This is a genomic window from Neorhizobium sp. R1-B (assembly GCF_004368875.1).
Lineage (GTDB): Bacteria > Pseudomonadota > Alphaproteobacteria > Rhizobiales > Rhizobiaceae > Neorhizobium > Neorhizobium huautlense.
In genome coordinates this window covers 324,403-344,035 of sequence record NZ_SOEM01000002.1, presented here as the reverse complement: position 1 = coordinate 344,035, position 19,633 = coordinate 324,403, and the positions used below count along the sequence as shown (strand labels likewise).

14 protein-coding genes are annotated in these 19,633 nt (G+C 53.8%); 10 read left to right on the top strand and 4 right to left on the bottom strand.

The features are described from left to right. The first annotated feature begins 430 nt into the window (after window positions 1–430). The 9 genes from EDE05_RS04365 to EDE05_RS04325 all read left to right on the top strand — a co-directional run bounded on the left by EDE05_RS04365 (window position 431) and on the right by EDE05_RS04325 (window position 12,971). Complete coding sequence (locus EDE05_RS04365) at window positions 431–1,999, top strand: MBOAT family O-acyltransferase (protein ID WP_134100368.1); 1,569 nt, start codon at window positions 431–433, stop codon at window positions 1,997–1,999. Window positions 2,000–2,022: 23 nt separating this feature from the next. Next, entirely contained in the window at window positions 2,023–3,219 is a 1,197-nt protein-coding gene (locus EDE05_RS04360) for a TonB-dependent receptor (protein WP_134100365.1), read from the top strand. 64 nt (window positions 3,220–3,283) lie between these two features. After that, window positions 3,284–3,529 carry an acyl carrier protein gene (locus EDE05_RS04355; protein ID WP_112802167.1) on the top strand — a complete coding sequence of 82 codons (246 nt, stop codon included), beginning with the start codon at window positions 3,284–3,286 and terminating at the stop codon, window positions 3,527–3,529. Window positions 3,530–3,597: 68 nt separating this feature from the next. Continuing rightward, a complete protein-coding gene (locus tag EDE05_RS04350) occupies window positions 3,598–5,502 on the top strand; it encodes an HAD family hydrolase (protein WP_134100361.1) in 1,905 nt (634 codons plus the stop codon). 370 nt (window positions 5,503–5,872) lie between these two features. Continuing rightward, the gene (locus EDE05_RS04345) at window positions 5,873–6,772 is read left to right on the top strand and encodes a sulfotransferase domain-containing protein (RefSeq protein ID WP_166675432.1); all 900 of its coding nucleotides are present in this window, start codon (window positions 5,873–5,875) and stop codon (window positions 6,770–6,772) included. A 224-nt stretch (window positions 6,773–6,996) separates the two neighbouring features. After that, window positions 6,997–8,316 (top strand): oligosaccharide flippase family protein, encoded by a 1,320-nt coding sequence (locus tag EDE05_RS04340; RefSeq protein ID WP_134100546.1) that lies wholly within the window; start codon window positions 6,997–6,999, stop codon window positions 8,314–8,316. A gap of 409 nt (window positions 8,317–8,725) precedes the next feature. Then, window positions 8,726–9,556 (top strand): sulfotransferase, encoded by an 831-nt coding sequence (locus EDE05_RS04335; RefSeq protein ID WP_134100355.1) that lies wholly within the window; start codon window positions 8,726–8,728, stop codon window positions 9,554–9,556. Between the two features lie 72 nt (window positions 9,557–9,628). Continuing rightward, window positions 9,629–10,909 carry an O-antigen ligase family protein gene (locus EDE05_RS04330; protein ID WP_134100352.1) on the top strand — a complete coding sequence of 427 codons (1,281 nt, stop codon included), beginning with the start codon at window positions 9,629–9,631 and terminating at the stop codon, window positions 10,907–10,909. Between the two features lie 85 nt (window positions 10,910–10,994). Beyond that, entirely contained in the window at window positions 10,995–12,971 is a 1,977-nt protein-coding gene (locus EDE05_RS04325; protein WP_134100349.1) for a polysaccharide biosynthesis tyrosine autokinase, read from the top strand. Between the two features lie 89 nt (window positions 12,972–13,060). Here EDE05_RS04325 and EDE05_RS04320 read toward each other — a convergent pair whose 3' ends face one another. From EDE05_RS04320 to EDE05_RS04310, 3 genes are all read right to left on the bottom strand, one after another. After that, the gene (locus tag EDE05_RS04320) at window positions 13,061–14,470 is read right to left on the bottom strand and encodes a pectate lyase (RefSeq protein WP_134100543.1); all 1,410 of its coding nucleotides are present in this window, start codon (window positions 14,468–14,470) and stop codon (window positions 13,061–13,063) included. A 186-nt stretch (window positions 14,471–14,656) separates the two neighbouring features. Continuing rightward, window positions 14,657–15,595, bottom strand: coding sequence for a sulfotransferase (locus EDE05_RS04315; protein WP_166675430.1), 939 nt, complete (start codon window positions 15,593–15,595; stop codon window positions 14,657–14,659). 128 nt (window positions 15,596–15,723) lie between these two features. Then, the gene (locus EDE05_RS04310; protein WP_112802154.1) at window positions 15,724–16,575 is read right to left on the bottom strand and encodes an ATP-binding protein; all 852 of its coding nucleotides are present in this window, start codon (window positions 16,573–16,575) and stop codon (window positions 15,724–15,726) included. A 544-nt stretch (window positions 16,576–17,119) separates the two neighbouring features. Between EDE05_RS04310 and EDE05_RS04305 the strand changes: the two genes are divergently transcribed. After that, window positions 17,120–18,310, top strand: a complete 1,191-nt coding sequence (locus tag EDE05_RS04305; protein ID WP_134100343.1) for a calcium-binding protein — start codon at window positions 17,120–17,122, stop codon at window positions 18,308–18,310. A gap of 96 nt (window positions 18,311–18,406) precedes the next feature. Here EDE05_RS04305 and EDE05_RS04300 read toward each other — a convergent pair whose 3' ends face one another. Then, window positions 18,407–19,585, bottom strand: coding sequence for a glycosyltransferase family 4 protein (locus tag EDE05_RS04300; RefSeq protein ID WP_162712510.1), 1,179 nt, complete (start codon window positions 19,583–19,585; stop codon window positions 18,407–18,409). Window positions 19,586–19,633: the final 48 nt, after the last annotated feature.

Below are 19,633 nucleotides of genomic sequence, written 5' to 3'. Positions count from 1 at the left end.
CGCATTCGCTTAACGCAATAAACATTGTCACGCAGGTGTTGCTGCGGGGTAATCACGATTGCACGGAAGCGTTGGCTTGCAAATATATCGGACGATTTAGCCCAATCCTCTGCGGTTATCCGATCGGGCCGCGAAGATAATTCTATCGAGCTATACCTCGAAGAATCACTCTATTGGCTTGGATTCATGAGTGAGAAAAGAGTTTACAATGGCTGTTTAAGATGTTTTCTTAGTAAGCAAACGCTAAATTGCACTCCCACCTAAAGGATGCTTGAGCTACGGGCACTTCCTATGGGTAACGTGCTGGCACGCGCAACACGCGAATTGGTGGGCTAGGAGAAGCCGCTTAACCCCACGCCAGAATGGATAGCGAAAATATTTCCAAGCAATCGGAGCAGATGCTGGGCAATTGAGTAGTGAGGATTCTGGTATGATATTTATCGATCCACTATTTCTTTTTTTATTTCTTCCCGCTGTTTTGTTTACATTCTACACTGCCGCCGCCATTTGGGGGAGAAGCTGCGCATTAATCGTTTTGTTTATTTCTTCCCTCATATTCTATATTCCGTATGGAATCTTCTCGGCCATCTTATTGCTGACGGCATTGCTCGTCAATTTCGCCATCGCTGCTGCGCTTTTACGGTTGCCTGACGAAAATCAATGGAGGGCGAAACTGTATGGCGTGGGACAATGCTACAACATTTTCTCCCTCTTATACTTCAAATATAAAATTGTTTCAGTACTCCTAAATACCAGCGGTTGGCTCATGACCGATGTGGCCGCTGTGGCAATTCCAGCGGGCATCTCATTTTACACTTTTCACCAAGCGGCGTTCCTGGCAGACGCCTATGGACGCGAAAAAAGCGTCGTGGAGCTCTTTAGGGAAGCCCGCTCTTGGAGAGCAGGTTTTTGGACGTTTTGCCGCTATGGCGCCTTCGTCAGCTTTTTTCCGCAACTGATAATCGGGCCGATTACGTATTTCCACGAATTCCACCCACAGGTCAGATCGAAAAAGTTTCTGCGCTTCGATCCCGTAAACATCGCCGTAGGGTTAGCGTTCATCTCAATCGGCATGTTCAAAAAGATCGTCATAGCTGACAACATTGCGCCAACGGTGGATCGCGTGTTCGGCGCGGCACAGGCCGGCGCTGTTATGGACCCCGCTCACGCGTGGATCGGCGCACTTTCGTACATGGCGCAACTCTACTTTGATTTCTCTGGTTATTCCGATATGGCACTCGGACTGGCACGTATGTTCGGCTTGCGCTACCCCATTAATTTTTTCTCACCCTTCAAGGCGGTCGGCATCATCGACTACTACCGGCGATGGCATATGACATTGACGCGGGTGATCGCGCGATTTCTCTTCACACCCTTATCTATCGCTGGGACAAGGTACAGCGTACAGCACAGGCTTTCCCCGGTGCCTACGCAAATTCTGAGCCTGTGGATCCCGATTATAATCAATTTTCAAATCATCAGCCTTTGGCACGGCGCGACATGGACGTTCGTCGCGTTCGGTCTGATACACGGCTTCTGGTATGCCGCCGAAGCGCAAATCCGGTCCAGCAAAAAATATAAAAGCCTCAGCAAAACAACGAACCCGGCCATCCGGCGGCTGGTTGAGCGGGCAATATTCTTCTTGCTGCTCTGCCTCAGTCTCTCGATGTTCCGCGCAGATAGCCTCGGGGCGGCGTTTCATCTCTATGCACAGATGTTTGGAGCCTCACCGGGAGCGCCATCCACCTTCGAAATGCGCGAGCCTGTCTTCATGCTGCTCTGCGCATTTTCCATCATTTATGGGATGCCGAACGGCGTCGAATTGCTTCGTCGTTATCGTCCGGCGATCATGACCTATGACAACGAAAGTTACGGCTTCCAATTCCTGCGCATCCTTTGGAGGCCATCGTGGACTTGGGCGACGTTTGCAGGCGTTCTTGCGCTTTCGTCGATGTTCTATGTCAGTCGGCAGCCGCCATTTCTCTATCAGGGTTTTTGAGCAACAACAGGGGGAACTTTGTCATGTCCGCAGAGGCGCCGTCCCCATCGGGAATAACCAGATTGGTGGGGGTTCGCCGAAATCCTGTGTCGAAAGGCAAAACGCCAAATCCTCAAGGCCGGGGGCGATTGCACGCCGTAAAGCCCATGCTGGCCGTCTTCGCAGCGATTTGGCTGACATACCTGTCCGTCGTTGCAATGGTTCTAGCGATAGATCCCTACGACATTTACCGTTGGGGCTCGAAGGTTCAGTTCGCTATGAACGATGTGCCGCGGGACAATGTCGTTCGCTTGATTGACGCCTTAGCGAAAAATCGCGACATCAAAACATTCCTTGTCGGCGGTTCGACGACTGCCATGTATTCTCCCGATGACATTGAAACTGCGCTTGGCGGAAAGACGGTTGCATATAACCTTAGTTATGGCGGGCCTCGACCGATGGATCGCGACATCGTTCTTGACCAACTCGCTGCAAACGCCCGTAGTGAGCGTATCATCATCACGTTTGACTGGATGTACATCCTCGAGTCGGAGACTATGCGTCCCGATTTTCCCCAGTTCCTCTATGATCATGAGATCACCGACGATATCCGAATGGTGGATCTTCCCGCCATCTCCCGGACGCTGGAAATTTTGGCTGGCCAAGTTCAATACGATTCCGGCGATCACGATCGATATAGCCGGTTCGTCAGTCGCCAGTACAGAGGGTTCCAAACGCCGGCTCAGATGGCCAAGCTTCAAACGCTCATCCGACAATACCGTCCGATGATAGACGCTCCTAGCGGGCGGTCTTGCTCAAGCTTCACTGCCATAAACGAGCAGCTTGTGCCAAGGATTCGCAGATTTGCAGAAACGGGCGTCGAGATTGATATACTGATACCCATTCTATCTTACGCGAACTACTATCTACGTATGAGCGAAATAAGCCCGACGCTGCTCGATGAAGTTTTGCTTTCGCGACGGTGCCTCGTCGAGGCTGTAGATGGCCTGAGAAACGTCCGAGTTTTTGCGTTCGATGACGACCCGCAGATCGCAGGAGATCTAGGTAATTTTCGGGATCCGGGTCATGTCTACGATCCGGATCTGCTGAAGAAAACCCTCGCATCTATCTACAGCGGCAAGGGCATGCTTTCCAAGGCAAATATAGATAGCTACGAGAGAAGGATCCGGCAGGAAGTCAAGAACTACAACGTTTGGAACAGCTACTTGCGCATACACTAATAGCTTTGGACGATTATTAAAACGATCACCCTGCATCAATGTAACTGTGTAAAACGGGGACAAAATGCCGACACGCGAGGCTTACTTAACTCAACTTACAGAACTGATCCTCAACCTGTTCGACGAATTTGACGGTCGAATTACTGAGGAAACGACGGCGAGGGATGTTCCGCAATGGGACAGCCTTTCGCATGTGAAGCTAATGGTGCTTGTCGAGCAGGAATTCGAGGTCCGCTTCAGCACTGCCGAAGTTCAGGGATTTAAAAACCTTGGAAGCCTGATTGACGCACTGGTCACCCGTAAAGGTTAGCTAGGTTGGGTTACGCGGCCAGCTTTTCTGGGAGCGCATGCCATGAATAAACATAGCCAGGACGCCTCATGAACACGCTCTTTCCATGGCGAAAGCCGCTCGATCGTGATTGGGATGCGCAGGCCGCGGCAATTGAAGACGCCCTGCGCAAGGGAGAGATCCCTCCGTATGAGCGCATCAAAGGCCTCGCTAACCAACAGCTACGTTTGCGTGAGCAACTCAAAACAGAGCGTGTGGCCGAGCGTATCGATAACGCCGACGTCAACGGTTTCACCCGGATGGAAATCGGTCTCCTTGGCAGCCGTACGTTGACTTACCTCATAAGCCCCCTTCGGGCTGCGGGTCTGGCGCGGGGCCTCCTGCTAAGGCCTCACGAAGCGCCTTACGATCAGGTCGCAAGCTTTGCCTATTCAGCCTATAACTGCTTCAACCGCCAACTCGATGCACTCCTCGTTGTTTTGGACGAAAGCGCCTTTCCAAGTCCGCGTCCGTTATTGAACAGGGAAGCAGAAGACGAGACGCTTCGGCAGGCGGAGATGCTCATTGACGCGATTGCAGCGGCCGCACGGGCCAAAACGGACGGTCCGGCAATCATTGCTACCTTGCCGCTCCTGTATCCTATTTCCTCGATGGACACTTCTACACCTGGTTCAAACCTTCGCTTCAGGTTGCGGTTCAATCTGATGCTTGCCGATGGGGCGGCGCACGGGCGCTGGCTGCTTTGGGACCAAGCAGCCCTTGCAGCAAGGGTAGGACTCGAGCGTTGGCTCGATCCTATCTCCTTCTATTCGGCGAAAGTTCCCTTCAGTATTCAGATGTGCCCGTTAGCAGCGGACAATATAACGGCGTTGCTCGCCGCGATGAAAGGCAAGTCGGCGCGTGCCCTTATACTTGACCTCGACAACACGCTTTGGGGCGGAGTGATTGGCGATGATGGAATAGCCGGAATCCGACTTGGCCAAAATTCCGTTGAAGGCGAAGCTTTCATCGCATTTCAGTCCTTTGTGCTAAATCTGAGAGAACGCGGCGTCGTCTTGGCGGTTTGTTCAAAAAATGACGAGCCGGTGGCCCGTGCGCCCTTTGCAGATCACCCAGAAATGGTTCTGAGGGAGCAGCACCTTTCAGTGTTCCAAGCCAATTGGAACGACAAGGCGACCAACATCAGCTCAATTGCGCAGCAGTTGAACCTCGGCTTGGAGTCTCTTGCCTATGTCGACGATAATCCCGCCGAGCGGGAGCGAGTACGGCAGGAACTCCCACTTGTGGCAACGATAGAAGTCGGCGAGGATCCCTCCCTCTTCATAGACCGGGTTGTGCAGTCTGGACTATTCGATCATTTACCTTTGAATTCGGACGACTTGGCACGAGCCGACAGCTATAAGGGTCGCGCCAAAGTGGCGGAGCTGCGTGCACAGATAGGCAACTATGACGAATACCTGACTTCGTTGGAAATGCGAATGGCCATTTCACCTTTCGATGACATCAACCGGCCTCGCATCGTGCAGCTCATAAACAAGTCTAATCAATTCAATCTGACGACACGTCGATACAGCGATGAAGACATCAGGCGGATGGAGGGCGATGCGAGCGTTGTCGGTTGGCACGTCCGTCTCGACGACAAGTTCGCGAATCATGGGATAATCGGTATCGTCATCATCCGATTACGAGGGTCAGATTGGGAGATCGACACGTGGCTCCAGTCGTGCCGCGTGCTGGAACGCGGCGTCGAACAATGCCTGATGAACACGCTTTTCGAGGAAGCATCCAAGGCAAAGGTTGAGCGGGTGATAGCCCGATACATTCCAACCAGCCGCAATCAAATGGTAGCGGGATTTTATCCGCGCCTCGGCTTCGAAGTGTCCGCCCGCAATTGCGACAACTCTGTCGATTTTCATTGCGCCGTACGCACATACGCCCCTCACCCTGTATTCATGAAAGTGATTGGCCCGTCTGGGTATGCCTCTCCCTATTGACGGATCGGCCAGGGCGGCCACGATTTGGATCCTGTGATCGTAAGCGTCCGACGCCACAACGTCTCCGCGTCGCGCTCCAACTCTGGTCATAGCAAGTGCATTCAATTGATCTGACGTCGGCCCCAGTGGAGTCCTCGGGAGCTGGAATGCTTATGATACTGCGCCGGCGTTCTCTTCCCAAGCCTTTCGAAGTAGATGAGCGCCCTCTGGCTTCCTTCTTTTTGCTGAGCGCCAAAACCCCTTGGTTCCAGTATAGCCTGTAGTGTCAATTGCCGGTCGAAGCTTTTGAAAGTAGCTTTAACGCTAGCCATGCATCACCGGCGACGGCATGCTATCCAGGAGATCTCCGCTCAGGACCGGGGAGAGGCACGTGAAACCTAACCTTTTCATCGTTGGGGCACCCAAATGCGGCACAACTGCTTGGGTGAAATACCTTGGGTCCCATCCGCGCATCTTCTTTTCGAAGGCGAAAGAGCCGCACCACTTCTCGCACGACTTTCCGAAATGGTGCTGGGCCCGAACGCGGGAGGATTATCTCGCTTTGTTCCACGAGAGCGGGGACGCGCCTGTGGTTGGCGAGGGCTCGGTTCGCTACCTTTATTCGCGAGTGGCCGCGCGGGAGATTGGTAAGTTCAATCCCAATGCCAAAATCCTCATATTCTTGCGAAGTCAGGAAGATTTTCTGCCAAGTCTCCATAACCAGCAGCTTTACAATCGCGACGAGTCGATTGAAAATTTTGAAGAGGTCTGGCGGCTTTCCGGCAAGCGCCCCGTAGACACCATACCGGCATGTTGCCGGGAGATTACCTTTCTAGATTACAAGGCAATGGGCCGGTTCCGCGAGCAGGTGGAACGGTATCTTGCTGTTTTCCCCGTCGAACAAATACGGATATTTGCGTTTCGCGATTGGATCGCCAATCCGCGTGAGACATATCTTGAAATCTTGCAATTTTTGAATTTGGAGGACGATGGACGGACAGAGTTCCCGCCCGTCAATGAAGCTAAGCACCACAAAAGCAAGCTGGTGGCTACGCTGACGCAGAACCCAGCGCCATGGGTGCGGGGGATTTCAACACGTCTGACACAAGCGGCAGGCCGACAGCTTGGCCTTTTATCGTGGCTACGCGAATTGAACCGCGGTGCTGGATACCGGTCGTCATCGATCAACCCCTCCCTTAAGCAGGAAATCAAGGAGTATTATAAGGACGAAAACTCGTCGCTGCTACCTCTGATCAGCAGTCGTGGCGCCGGTCACGACCAGCGCCTTTAAAGCCGCTCAAGCCAAGCTGCCTGTGGTGGCTAGATCGCCTCGAGCCGCCCCAACTGGTTCGGTGAATGTTTCTATTACTTCCGGCGACGGATGTATATTCGCTATATCTTGCGGCAAAACGCTTGATAAAAGAATTTGAATATTCAGCTGAGCTATAATTTCGAAACCGGTCTAGCTTACGCTTTCTTCATGCGGAAAGGCCTGCCTAGGTGATTTTCAACAAGATGAAGGGGAAGTTCGCGAAGTTGTGGCGATCGCTTCACAAGGAGCGGCGGCTTCGAGATCGGCTAACACACATTGGACATCTTCTAACCGGTAGTTTCTTATCTTCGATTATCGGACTTGTCGGTTTCGCTCTAACAGCTAGAGCTCTCGGCCCGCAAGATTACGGAATACTCGCCCTTTGTCTTACCTATACCAGCGCAATTGAAGGATTGGTCAGCTTTCAGTCGTGGCAGCCGCTCATAAAGTACGGCGCTGAAGCAGATCGCGTCGGAAACATTGAGGAGTTGCAGTCTCTCCTGAAGTTCGGCTGGTTGCTCGACATCTCTGCTGCGGTCGTCGGTTGGCTGATCGCGGTTATTCTAATCCTGAGCGCCGGCGCGTTTTTTGGAATTTCCGGACAGTACTCAAATCTGGCAATCATGTTCTGTTCTATCCTTCCCCTGCGGATCTCGGGAGTGCCGCTGGCGGTGCTGCGGCTGTTTGGGCGCTTCAGATCCGTCGCCTACGGTCAGGTGATCTCAAGCATTCTTCGTTTAATTCTCTGTGCCCTAGGGATAATCTCGGGGGGCGGCCTTTTCGAATTTGCTCTAATCTGGATGGCATCTCAGACAATAAATTCACTCATTATGGTCACATTTGCCCTCTTAGAGTTACGCCGGCAAAGAATACTAGCGGGCCTTTTTAGAGCGCCGCTGCGAGGCATTACATCCCGTTTCCCCGGGATTTGGCGTTTTGCTATATCTGCGAATCTTTCTCTCACCATTGGCTCGAGCGCCAATCAAATTGATATCCTTTTGGTCGGATATCTCGCAGACCCGGCATCCGCCGGGTTGTATCATATTGCAAAGCGTATTGGACGCATTGCGCGACAAACTGGCAATCAAGTTCAGGCCGTGCTTTATCCAGAGCTGGCTCGCGCCTGGGCATCTCAGGCGATCGACGAATTCCGGCGCGCGATATCACAAATGCAGGGTCTGCTCTTGATCTTCGGCCTAGCGCTAGTCGTGGGCCTGTATTTCACGATTGCTCCGGTGCTTCGTTGGGCGGCAGGCCCTGGATTTGTTGGAGCGGCCCCGCTGGTGATCGTTCAGTCCATCGCCGTTACGCTAACCTTGTGCGGCGCGGTTACACGCTCCGCACTTCTTGCCATGGGGCGTGAAACTCAAATACTTTGGACGGTATTGATAGCCACTGCTGCCTTTTTCTCGACCGCGTTCATTTTAGTGCCGCAGATGGGTGCCATCGGCGCAAATATCGCTCACGTCGTTCTCGCATTTATCTGGGTGAGCATGATGACCTGGCAGAGCCGTCGTGAATGATGGTAGACAAAACCGCGCTGAGGTTAGGTTTTCTCTTTCCCCTGGCGGCCATAGCCCCTTTTCATCAGTCATCTAGCGCACTATCCACGATCCAGCTGGTGCGGCCGCAAGAGACCAATGTGGTAAGGAACGGCATTGTGGCCTGGTGTCGGGTTCCGTAAAAAACTCTATTGCATCCTGCCTCCGACGGGTGTGAAATACCTCAAGGAATTTCCGCTCAATACTTTCAGGCTTGGCGGATAAACTGTGGTCTTGTGGCTCGCACTTCACCGACAGGCGTCGTCCGGCGACCTCCACTGGTGGTGTGCCAGCAAAACGTACGACGAGATCGGCCAGTGTATTGGAGAAACGCGTTCAAGACAGGACGCAAGCCAGCTCATTAGTGGCTAGCACACGGTGGGGAATGGACGTGCAATTTCGCGACATCGACTTCCTCATTATCGGCGCGACGAAGAGCGCGACAACTTGGCTCCAGCAGTCCTTGCAGCAGGATGCCAACATATTCATGCCAGACCCCGAGTTGCACTACTTCAGCCGCTATTACGACCGAGGAGACGATTGGTATTTATCGAATTTTGTTGGGCAAGAGCACCGGCGGCTGCGAGGCGAAAAATCCAACTCCTATCTCGGTATGTCCCAGTCGGCAGAAAGGATACGTCAAAAGCTGCCTCAGGCCCTCCTTGTCGCGCAACTTCGCAACCCTGTAGACCGGGCCTATTCCGACTACTGCATGCTTTATCGCCGGGCTGAGGTCAGTCGTGACATCGCGCAGTACCTGGATCCGCGCCAGGCCGCGGGTGGCCGATTCTTGGATCGCGGCCTGTATTACCAGCAGTTGCAACGCTACATCGACCGATTTCCGATGGAGCAGCTTCTTGTACTATTCTTCGAGGACCTAAAGGTCGATGCCGGCGCGCAACTTTCTCGTGTGCGCCGCTTCTTGAACCTCAACGACGACTTCCCGCCCCAGCCACTCGCGAAAAAGGTGAAGGACAAGTCGCAACCGATTATCGGCCCAAGACTGCGCCTCCTCCTGCGCCCAGTGAAACCAGCTCTGGCTCCCTTTAGACAGACTGCAGGCTTTAGACGGCTGCACTCAATGATGACCAAAGAGCTTCAATATGAGCCGCTCAGCGGAGATCTGCGCGAACGAATGGTTGAATATTATGCCTCTGAGACGGAAAAGCTTGGAGCCCTGGTCGGCAGAGATCTGACTGGTTGGTTAATGCAGGGGAAGTGACACCGCTTGAGCTAAGATCAAGCCGGCGACGGTGACGATCTGCGATCAAACAGGAACTCGTGGGGATTGGTGATGTTAGATTCCAACAAGGCGGCCGCTCCCCAGCGATATCTTGGAGAACGCTCAACCACCTCTGATCCCTACTTAGCAAAAATTGAACGTCCTGTTGTTTATGCCGCCGTTTTTTTAGCGCCCTACGCGACTTTTCGGTTTTCGGACTTATTCTTTACGGTTAGCGATTTTTTCTTCTGCGTTAGCCTTATCCTTCTGCTCGTCAGCGGGCGAACCAATAGCAAGCCGCTCGATAATTTGACTGGGCTCTGGCTTTTGGCATTCATGTTCCTCTTCGTTGGAATAATGGTGAGCAGCTTGGCTCGCGGCAGTCCCGAGCGTGGGCTGATTGTGATGGCGCAGTATGTCTTTGCGTACCTCATCTTGATGCTCATTTTAATGCGTCACGATCATAGAGAGATCTACAAACTAGCCGCAATATTCCTCGTCAGCGTTCTCATAGTAGATGCGCATGGAATTATCACTTTTTATACTGTTGGATACGTCGCAGGGGAGGGTAAAGGGGTCGTAACCGGAGGAAAACGCCTTGCCACGGCGCTTCGAAATCCAAATCTAGCGGCCTCGATCAACGCATTGACGTTGCCAATTCTTCTATACTTCTGGTCTTCCGGCAGGCTTAAATTCTTTATTGCTTTGCCGGCAGCCGGCCTCATCCTTGTCACCGTTGTTCTGACAAGTTCCAACAGTGGCCTTTTCGTGACTATTCTTACCATGGCAGTGTTTACCGCCGGCATCTCTACGCCACGGCTTCTTCTGCGGCTCACGTTCGGAGCGGCCATCTTGATTGGAGCATTTGCTCTGTTTGGCAATAAAGAAATGCTGCCAAAGACATTTCAAACCCGCGTTCTGAGCGCGCTTTCGTCGGGTGACATTTCTGAAGCAGGAACCTTTGCATCGCGAACTGACCTTATGCGCGAGGCAATTCAGATGATTTCTGATCAAGGTATCTGGTTTGTTGGGGTTGGGGCTGATCAATTCCGAGAGAAGAGTGTACAGGATGCTCCCGTTCACAATCTCTATCTTCTTCTTTGGGTAGAAGGTGGATTGCTCGCCTTGATCGGCTGGTTGATGTTTTCGGGAGTTGGCTTTCTGCTTTGGCTTGCGGTCAAAAGGGCTGGCGGCGACAGGTATGCAATGGCCGCAGTTTCGACGACCGTCGTGGCGCTCTTGACCATCGCGATGTCTAATCCGCACATGTACGCAAGATACTGGACGATACCGGTCTTCTTGTCCTTCGCGCTAGCGCTTGTAGGATTGAAGCGCGCTGCACTTCGCAGCTGAGGCTAACGCCATCGAGCCGATGCCACCAATGGAGTAATTGCGCCACATCTAACATTCAAATAGACTTTCGGAACGGAGAGGGTCGATGACAACATTCGTTTCGAATGACAGCCTAACCGCTCGCGCCCGATATCGCGAAGGCGTGGAATTTGCCATGGATCAGAATGGCCAGACGGTGGGCCTGTCTGACGTCTGGGCATCAATAAAGCGCCGTCGTTGGCTTATTTTTTCGGTAGTCGTCGGGTGTACTTTGTTGGCTGTGGCTGCCTGCTACGTCCTTCCGACGACATACACGGCGAGTTCCGTCGTAGTACTGGAGCGGAAAGACATTCGACCGTTCGCCACTGATGCGGCGTTAACCTCCCTTGAGCGTGATCGCTCGGCTGCGGAGACCGAAATGGACGTGCTTCAGTCGCGGCAGTTCGCGGGTCGTATCGTGGACCAATTGAATTTGATCAGGAATCCGAGCTTCAATCCATACGCTACCAATGGGCCAGAACCGAAGTCTCTTAACCAGCAGCTTCTCGAATATCCGAAAAAAGCCATGGGGGTTGCTCCCTCGACCAAAGCTGCCAGAATCGTTCCGGATGAACAAGAACAGCGAGATCGCGCGATCTCTGTGCTGCTTTCTCAAATCGATGTCAGCCGCACCGGAGAAAGCCTTGCCGTTCGGATCACGGTGTCAAACCCCGAGCCTAGGCTTGCAGCGGAAATTGCAAACACCATGGCAAAGCTCTACGTGGAATCCTCGCTTGAATTTAAACAAGACGAGCGGATCGCCGACACGCAGCGCGCGCTCAATACCGGCGGAGCCGTGGCATTTCTTCGCCAAAGCACCACCCAGCCCCTATTGATCACCTTGCGCAACGAAGAGGCTCGGCTGCTGCAGAACAAGGCCGAGCTCGGAGCCAAGTTCGGCAAGAACCACCCGCAAATGATTGAGGCGGATTCCCAATTGGCAGGCGTCCGTGGAATGATCGGAGATGAAGTTCAACGCATCTTGTCTGACCTGGAGGCCGAGTCACTGAAGCCCAGCGCGCGAATTGTTTCAACCGCAGCTCTTCCCACCTCTCCCTCGTTTCCCAAGCCGGAGATCATTATTCCGGCGGCGTTTGCCAGTTCCACACTTCTTGGCCTATTGCTCGCCCTCTTGTTGGAGAGCACTGACACTCACGTTCGCAGTGGTCAACGCACCGCACAACTCCTACGCGTCCCTCACCTTGGCTATGTTCCTAGAATTCCAAAGCAGAGGATGAAGCGATTTCACTCTAGTCCCGGCTGGAACAGTGTCACGTTTGCAGAAGCAGAGCGGGCCGTCTACATGGCCTGCCGCTATTCAGATGCAAAACAGGCTCATCGCACCCTGATGATAACGTCGTGTCGTCCCGACACTGCGAACGCGTCAACGGCGTGGGGGATCGCGACGGCCGCAGCATCTGACGGCCGGACCACTGTATTCGTGAACCTAGATGTTCACCAACCCAATGCGCCAGCGTCTTATCCGGGCTCTATCCCACGTGCGGAACGGATAGAAAGCTATCTTAGGAAAGAAGCTCCATTGCAGGAGATTATACAAACCATTCCTACGTTGCCCGGATTTGGCTTCATCGATATGGCACCAATAATGATCGAGCCATTCATAACGATGGACGCAGATAGACTAAGCGAATTGGTAGCAGACCTGAAGCAGAGCGGTTACGATCTGATCGTGCTTCACGCTCCGCCAATCCTTGCAACGGGGGACGCGAGCTGGCTGTCACCCTTCGTTGATGGAGTCGTCGTCATTGCCAATTGGGGCAAAACGACGGAAGAGGAACTGTTAGATGCGGTGTCGCAGCTGAGGCTGAACCACGCGAACCTGATCGGCACCGTCATCAATCAAGTGAACGCGAAAATTCATGCACGGCATCACTACGGCGGGTTTGTTTTGACGGCCAAACGCGCGCCCACTCCGTTATGGAAACAAGGACGCCTACGCGGCCGGAATGGTAGCTCGACGCGGTGGGAGGCAACCATCGATCCCTCGCCTGCTCCAACGACACGAAGTTCGCTCGATGGTTGAACGCACCTAGGCCTCAGGCGATGTCGCGAAAATTCACCTGATCAAGGCTTCAGGAAGGCGCAAGGTTTCTTGAGCTCGAACCCCAATCTCTATTTTGTTGGTTCTTGAGGCGTTCTTGCACTGACGTCGCCCGCCATGAAATGGAGAAACTCTTCGAGATTTGTCCATCCGTCGCCGTCCAGATCCTGGCGTCCATCGTCGGAATTTTCAGGATCCAGCGAATTTTCAAACTCCCAATCATCTGCAATGCCATCGTTATCCCGATCACTGTAGGGTGCTCCGGCAGCAAGTTCTGGCCATCCACCGACCTCAGTCGGATCCGTTTTGAGCAACTGGCCGCTACGGCTTTTGACCAGTTCAACAATTCGTCGATCGACCGCATCACGTTTGGGCTTCGTTGCTCCAGCGCTTTTCAGGACATCCTCGTAAGCATGCCTCGGGTCGGATGTGCGGACGGCGGGGGCATCAAATCGAGTTGATGTGATAATTTTTCGCTGCTCCGCGGCGATCACCAAAGCATCAGGTTGCTGGGCTTTGGTGCGATAAGGTTCGTCGTAGTTGTCTTTGAGATAAATCGAGTGTCCGAGCCCGCTTTCGTCAAAAACATGCACGGTATGGGCGTCATTGTTTTTTCTGCCTGCAATCTTGTAATTGCCAACAACGTTGGCCTGGGTCCGAGCCCATTCATCGCCAAAACTTACAACATATTGCCACACTGGTGAGAAGAACACGTTGTTTACAACATCCGCCACTGCCCCAGGTATTTTCATTTTGATTTGTGGATTTCGAAACTTTCCGAGGGCAAAGAGGGAGTGATGTACAGAGATGTTGCCCCCTTTTGTGAACAACATGTTTCGCGCCCGGTTCCTTTTTTTTGGCCCGCCTCGTAACAGTGGCTCGCTCGTAATACCCCATTGCCAAGTGACGTTGGTGGCGTCTTCTGCATCGATCGTCTCGTCGGATCCCCAACTCGCAGAGATATGATCCAGCATGATATTTCTTGCCGCCGGAGTGTACATCCCGAGCCCTCCCGAACAGCAAGCCGCTATGGCATGGGGACCCGGGCGCAGGCGGAGGTATCTGACGATAACATCATTCGTTACGATCTCGATCGATGGACGGATTTGTTTTTCACCGTTGCGGATCGCGATCCCGCCACCGGGCGCGGTCTCTCCGGCGATAGTCAAGAACGGGTTGCTGACAACCAAAGACTGCTCACGAAGAACAATAGTGCCGCCGGTGCGGAAGACGCACACTCGAGGTCCGGATGCTTCTATACAGTCGCGCAATGAACCGGGACCTGCCTCGTTTGTATTAACCACCTGGATCACCCTTCCCGCCCTGCCTCCAACAGCGGCGGCGCCAAACCCTTCAGCCGTTGGAAAGGCGCGCTGTCGACCATCCGGAAGCTTCGGCGAAAGCGGCTCCTGAGCTTTTGCCTGCCAAGGCCCTGAGGCAAGACCGATAATGATCAGTGCTCCAAAAGTTCGACGACGCATGCTCTCCGAGCGACAGATGCTGGCAGCGCGCACTTGGCTTTTGATTTTCATGCACATGTCCCGCCTCTTAGAAAACTCATATCCGGCAGCATCTCTCGAAGCTGTGCCCCCGTAGAAGCGCAAAGCGAAAGAAGCGTTCGACATTGCCCCGACCGAGGTCGGTAGACAGAGGTCAGTTAAACGTACTCAGAGATAGCCATAGCGCCTTAGCATCCAACCGCCCAACCGCTGGAACGATAGCTGCTGACTGACCGGCATCCGCGTTTGCCAGGACTCGTCCTTTTTAAGTTCGATGGACGACGTCATCCGCAATCGGTTGCCGGCGACTTGGTGGCCCGGCCCCATCGGCTCGCCTCTTTGCAGAGATGAGCCGATCTGACTGAGGTCGAGCTTGAGAAATGAGCCTATTTGCTGTAGCGTCGCCGCCGGGTTGGAGGTGAAATCCTCGTATCTCACGCGGATGATCCTTTCCGGGCCTAATGTTCGCGAGAGATATTCGACCGCCAAATTGACAATGCTCCATCGCAACGCTGTTCGAAATACAGATTTAGGCTTGATTTCTTTCTGTAGTCCCGATTTCGCGTCTCGCTCATAACCTTTGAGCAGCGACCAAGCCACTCCGCGCCCGTCGCGCACCAGATGGATGATACGCATGTCGATCCCCGGCATCCGGGAAAGGGCAATTGCCCTTCCCGGTAATTTTGAGGAGTCGACGATCATCTCCTTGTTGGAATAGGAGAGCATGGTGGTAAACAGCCTTGTCGTATGCAGTGAGTATTCTTCAAACTGCGGGCCGAGCCCTATTCCAGAGATCGATTTCAACAACATTGAGAGCCCTTCGAACTTCTTTTGAAGAACGCAATAGTCCCGAATGAACTCTGCTTCGCGACCGTTGGACCAGTGTCGGCTAACGGTGCTCCAAAAACCGCAATCGGTTATTGCACTTCCGCAGGCACAATATTCATTTTGGGCCAAAACGTGTCGTGTAAGCGCTGCAATCTCACCTGCTCCGACTACCGCAGCATGTTGTCCCAAGGCGATATCAAGGATCGTCGAACCGCTACGTCCATAACCGGCAATATAAGCAATGCGAACTGACTGCGACGGCATTTGGAAGCCTTCCATTGAGCGACATGTTCGGTGTGGTTTAAGGAGCCACCCCTCCTGAACTATTCCTCTGCGCTTCAGGTGATCCGCGACCGTCCCCAACCTTTAGGTTTGTGTTATCTTCGACGACATGACACGGGCGCCGGTTATGTCTTCCGAAAGTCCAGAAGAAGCCTTTCAATCTCTGAGCCGCCTCGCACACGCCCCAAGACGGCAAACGAGCCGTCATCCTTCAGTTCAAACAGCGTCCCATTGTTTTCCTGCGTGCGACTAGTCCTTGTGACCATGACCATAGCTCCAGGGCCTCGGAGATAAGAATAGACGTTGGCAATAGCTGTCTTGAGCTGATCGACGGAAAAATAGTTGGTATTGAGGATATTGGCGGCTCTTACCAAGTCAAAACGGCCGCGGAGATGCTCCGAGGGGCTCATTATATCATCCTCGATGAAGTCTATCTCACAGTGCTGTGGCAGCGACCGCGTAATCATTTGCACCTTGTTGCTCCTACCCGCGCGAATTCGCGAACACAGTCGTGGTTGCAGCGTGGTGCGCGCCAGAAGCAGTGGGATGAAGGCGAAAGTTGCGTAGTCTAGCCTCCTGATCCAGGGACGAATGGGAACGCCGAAGAGCTCATATTGCAGGGGCCAGCCCTCGGGGTCACAGAAGACCGTGACTTCCGGGAAGAGTTCGACGATATGAGCCTGCACGAAAAGATCTGTCGCCGTGATTTGAACTGTGGCTCCGCAGTCTTTCAGGAAGTGCGCAAGTTCAACTGTCGTCAGCCCAGTGGAGACGCCGACATCCAGAACCTGATGCAGAGAATGAGCACGATCCATAATGATCGACCTAAAGGCGACCTCTAACTCGCGGAATCTCGAGACCTGAGTCAACTTGAAGGTGCCATTTCGCATCTTCAGTCGTGAGAAGAAAGCTGACTCCGCCGCCAAATCAGCCGCGTTGAAATTGGCTGAATAGAACTTTCTGGCACTGACCGTCATGGCCCCCACTCCAACCCAATCCTCCTCAGCGGAAACTTAATCGCGCTTTAAGTGTCCCATCCCAGGGTTCCGTAATGCCACTCACTATTCACATCTGGACAATCCTCGCACAACGCGGAAGGCCCGCGAGTGAAAAGGCGGAATAACGTCCTTCAGGCTCATCCAGGTTAGTGAAAATTCTTACGCGATAGTCTGTGAACCTGACGTGTTTACTGCCCCCAGTCTCACAACTTGGGTCGAGGTTTTGCTCAAGGCGAGGTAACGCCCCCTCCTACTGCCGAAGATTGGGTGCCCGTCTCAAATCTCCATTTAGGTTAGTAAATGGGGAATATATCGAGTATAATGTACTTCATCCCCGTCTCTTCGCCAACTCTTATATTAGAGAAATAGGGGTCACGAAGCTTCGCTTTCACTCGCCGCGATTGTGATAGACATTGGGCCTTCGCATGAAGATCCCTCGCCAAAGCAGGCGCGGAGCCGGCCTCTGTAGTGCCTCATTTTCGACTTTTAACCAGCGACCTCGCAAGTTCTAAAGGAGAAGACGGTGAAACTTAACGGGAACAATGCGGCCAACCAGCTTCATGGGACGAGCCTCTCGGATACAATCCGTGGCTACGACGGCGACGACGAAATTTGGGGCTACGCGGGCGATGACTACCTTGATGGTGGTTTTGGAAATGATCGGCTGTACGGAGGGATCGGAAACGACTTCTTCAAGGCCGGCAGCGGAGATGACTATGCCGAAGGCGGGGATGGTAACGACCGCTTTGACGGTGGCGCGGGTGCAGACACTCTCCTAGGTGGACTGGGCAATGACACTTTCGACGGCGAAGACGGAGACGATACCATCGACGGCGGTGACGGTCACGACCAAATCCTCGGGGGAGCCGGCAACGACACGATCTATGGCGGAGCTGGTGAAGAATACATCGACGGCGGAATTGGCAACGATGTCATCTATGCGGGATCTGGAGACGACGGATTCCTCAACCGGATAAACCCCGCTACCGGCAAACTCACCCAGCAGGCGGTCGGCGGGGGGGCCGGCAACGATACGATCTACGGTGAAGAAGGCAATGACGCGCTGAAGGGCCAGTCAGGTGACGACAAGGTTTATGGCGGTATCGGCAACGATGTCGTCGACGGCGGTGACGGAAACAACTACCTCGACGGCGGTGACGGCAACGATATCCTCGATTCCGAGGCTGGTGTGGACGTCGCACGGGGCGGCCAAGGATCCGACAGGATCAGCGTTGGCGGAGGCAACGACCGGGCAAATGGCGACGCCGGCAACGATTCTATCGCCGGCGAAGCTGGCGCGGACATCCTCGACGGTGGCGTCGGCAACGACCTCCTCTACGGCGGTGACGGCAACGACACCTTGTTAGGTTCTGCAGGTGAAGACACTTTGCTTGGTGATGCCGGAGCTGACATTCTCTGGGGCGGGTCCGACACCGACCGATTTGTATTTAAAAAAACGAGCGCATTGGCGGGTCAGGATGTCGTAATGGACTTCCAAGACACGATGGATTTACTCGTCTTTGAGGGTCTTGGAATCAAGCAGTATTCGGGCTCCAATGCAGCGGGGACGGTGTATGCTTACGACGTGGTAGATGGCGATGTCCTGCTGAAGGGCTTTGATGCCACTGGCCAGTCCGTGTCGGTGCTCATCGATGATCCTGCGGGTCAGTTGACAGCTTCCAACTTCTCGAGCGCTGATTTTCTATTTGCCTAACATCGAGGAGGAAGGACGCTGGGTGTTGCGCACCGAGATTCTGCCTCGGAAGGATCCCGGAATTCATCGGGATCCGGCACAGATACTTCAAGCTATTCATCGATTTTCAACGCTGCGGGTAGGTGCTGCCGCTCCCCCTGAAGCCAGCAACGCGTCCCAAGCCTGCAATACATGTTCCTGCGAATAGGCCTTGGCGCTGCAGACCGCATTCCTCGCCAGGCTTTCCCTCAGTCCGCTATCGCGCAGAAGCAAATCAAGTGCATCGGCAAGATCATCGACACTTTCTGGTTCGACCAAGATCCCGTCGTGTCCGTGGACAACCATTTCGCCGGGGCCCCATTTGCAGTTATAGCTGACTACCGGAATGCCCGCTGCCATCGCCTCAAGAAGGACAATACCCCAACCTTCATAGCGCGACGAGAGAACGAAAACATCTGCTGTCTCGACCCATTGCCCAGGCGATGAAGTAACACCTGGCATCTCCACCCGGTGCTGCAGTCCAAGTTGAGTGCAAAGAGCCTGCAGCCGGCCGCGCTCTTCGCCCTCGCCCCAGATGACGAGCTTCCACTCCCGGTGCTGCTCGGAAACTTTTGCGAACGCTTTTAGGAGCAGATCAAAACCCTTCTGATGGGTCAGCCTGCCGACCGCTGTCAGCGTGCTGCCGGTCCGCCGATCAGTCCAATTTGCCGGAAGATCGACCGCGTTTGGAATGACGCGCGCCTTTCGTTTGACGGCGTCGGGGAAATAGGCAAGCGCCCCATGCGTCATCGTTACAAGGCAAAAAGCACGGGGATAAAGCAAGTTTCTCAGCCGCCGCCATATTGCTCCGAAGGGCTGAGCTGCGGGGTTATTGCGTTCTGAAACGGCAGTTGGAACATCTGAACCCAACATCGCAATTAGCGTAATGACGTTTGTGCGCGTGAGGAAACTGACTACGAAAGCCGGGTCAGCTTGGCGGATTGCGCGTCGCAGGCGCCAAATCCGCTGCCAGACCGAAGTGGCGGAGGAGAGCCTGCTCCTCTGCCCAGGAGGCAGGCCGAGCCGGATTATGCGGACATCGCTCCGGAAGCTGTAGTAGGGCTTAGTGCCCTGCGCTTCGAACGTTATGATTGTCACGGCATAGCCCAATTTTGCCCAATGGTTTGCAATAAGGCTAACCACATGTTCTGTGCCGCCTGCGGATAAGCCGGGGATTACAATGGCCACCCTGGCGTTCGGCGCTTTGCCGGGGATAGGAGCTGACGCAGTGTGCAGACTGCTATTTGCAAAAGTCATTGCCGGTCCCTTCCGGCTCGCCATCCCTGGAAAGCTGCCTTCTTAGTC

Coding starts and splice junctions, on each gene's coding strand:
- EDE05_RS04365 (WP_134100368.1), top strand. CDS start 431: ATGATATTTATCGATCCACTATTTCTTTTTTTATTTCTTCCCGCTGTT.
- EDE05_RS04360 (WP_134100365.1), top strand. CDS start 2,023: ATGTCCGCAGAGGCGCCGTCCCCATCGGGAATAACCAGATTGGTGGGG.
- EDE05_RS04355 (WP_112802167.1), top strand. CDS start 3,284: ATGCCGACACGCGAGGCTTACTTAACTCAACTTACAGAACTGATCCTC.
- EDE05_RS04350 (WP_134100361.1), top strand. CDS start 3,598: ATGAACACGCTCTTTCCATGGCGAAAGCCGCTCGATCGTGATTGGGAT.
- EDE05_RS04340 (WP_134100546.1), top strand. CDS start 6,997: ATGAAGGGGAAGTTCGCGAAGTTGTGGCGATCGCTTCACAAGGAGCGG.
- EDE05_RS04330 (WP_134100352.1), top strand. CDS start 9,629: ATGTTAGATTCCAACAAGGCGGCCGCTCCCCAGCGATATCTTGGAGAA.
- EDE05_RS04325 (WP_134100349.1), top strand. CDS start 10,995: ATGACAACATTCGTTTCGAATGACAGCCTAACCGCTCGCGCCCGATAT.
- EDE05_RS04320 (WP_134100543.1), bottom strand. CDS start 14,470: ATGCGTCGTCGAACTTTTGGAGCACTGATCATTATCGGTCTTGCCTCA.
- EDE05_RS04315 (WP_166675430.1), bottom strand. CDS start 15,595: ATGGAAGGCTTCCAAATGCCGTCGCAGTCAGTTCGCATTGCTTATATT.
- EDE05_RS04310 (WP_112802154.1), bottom strand. CDS start 16,575: ATGACGGTCAGTGCCAGAAAGTTCTATTCAGCCAATTTCAACGCGGCT.
- EDE05_RS04300 (WP_162712510.1), bottom strand. CDS start 19,585: ATGACTTTTGCAAATAGCAGTCTGCACACTGCGTCAGCTCCTATCCCC.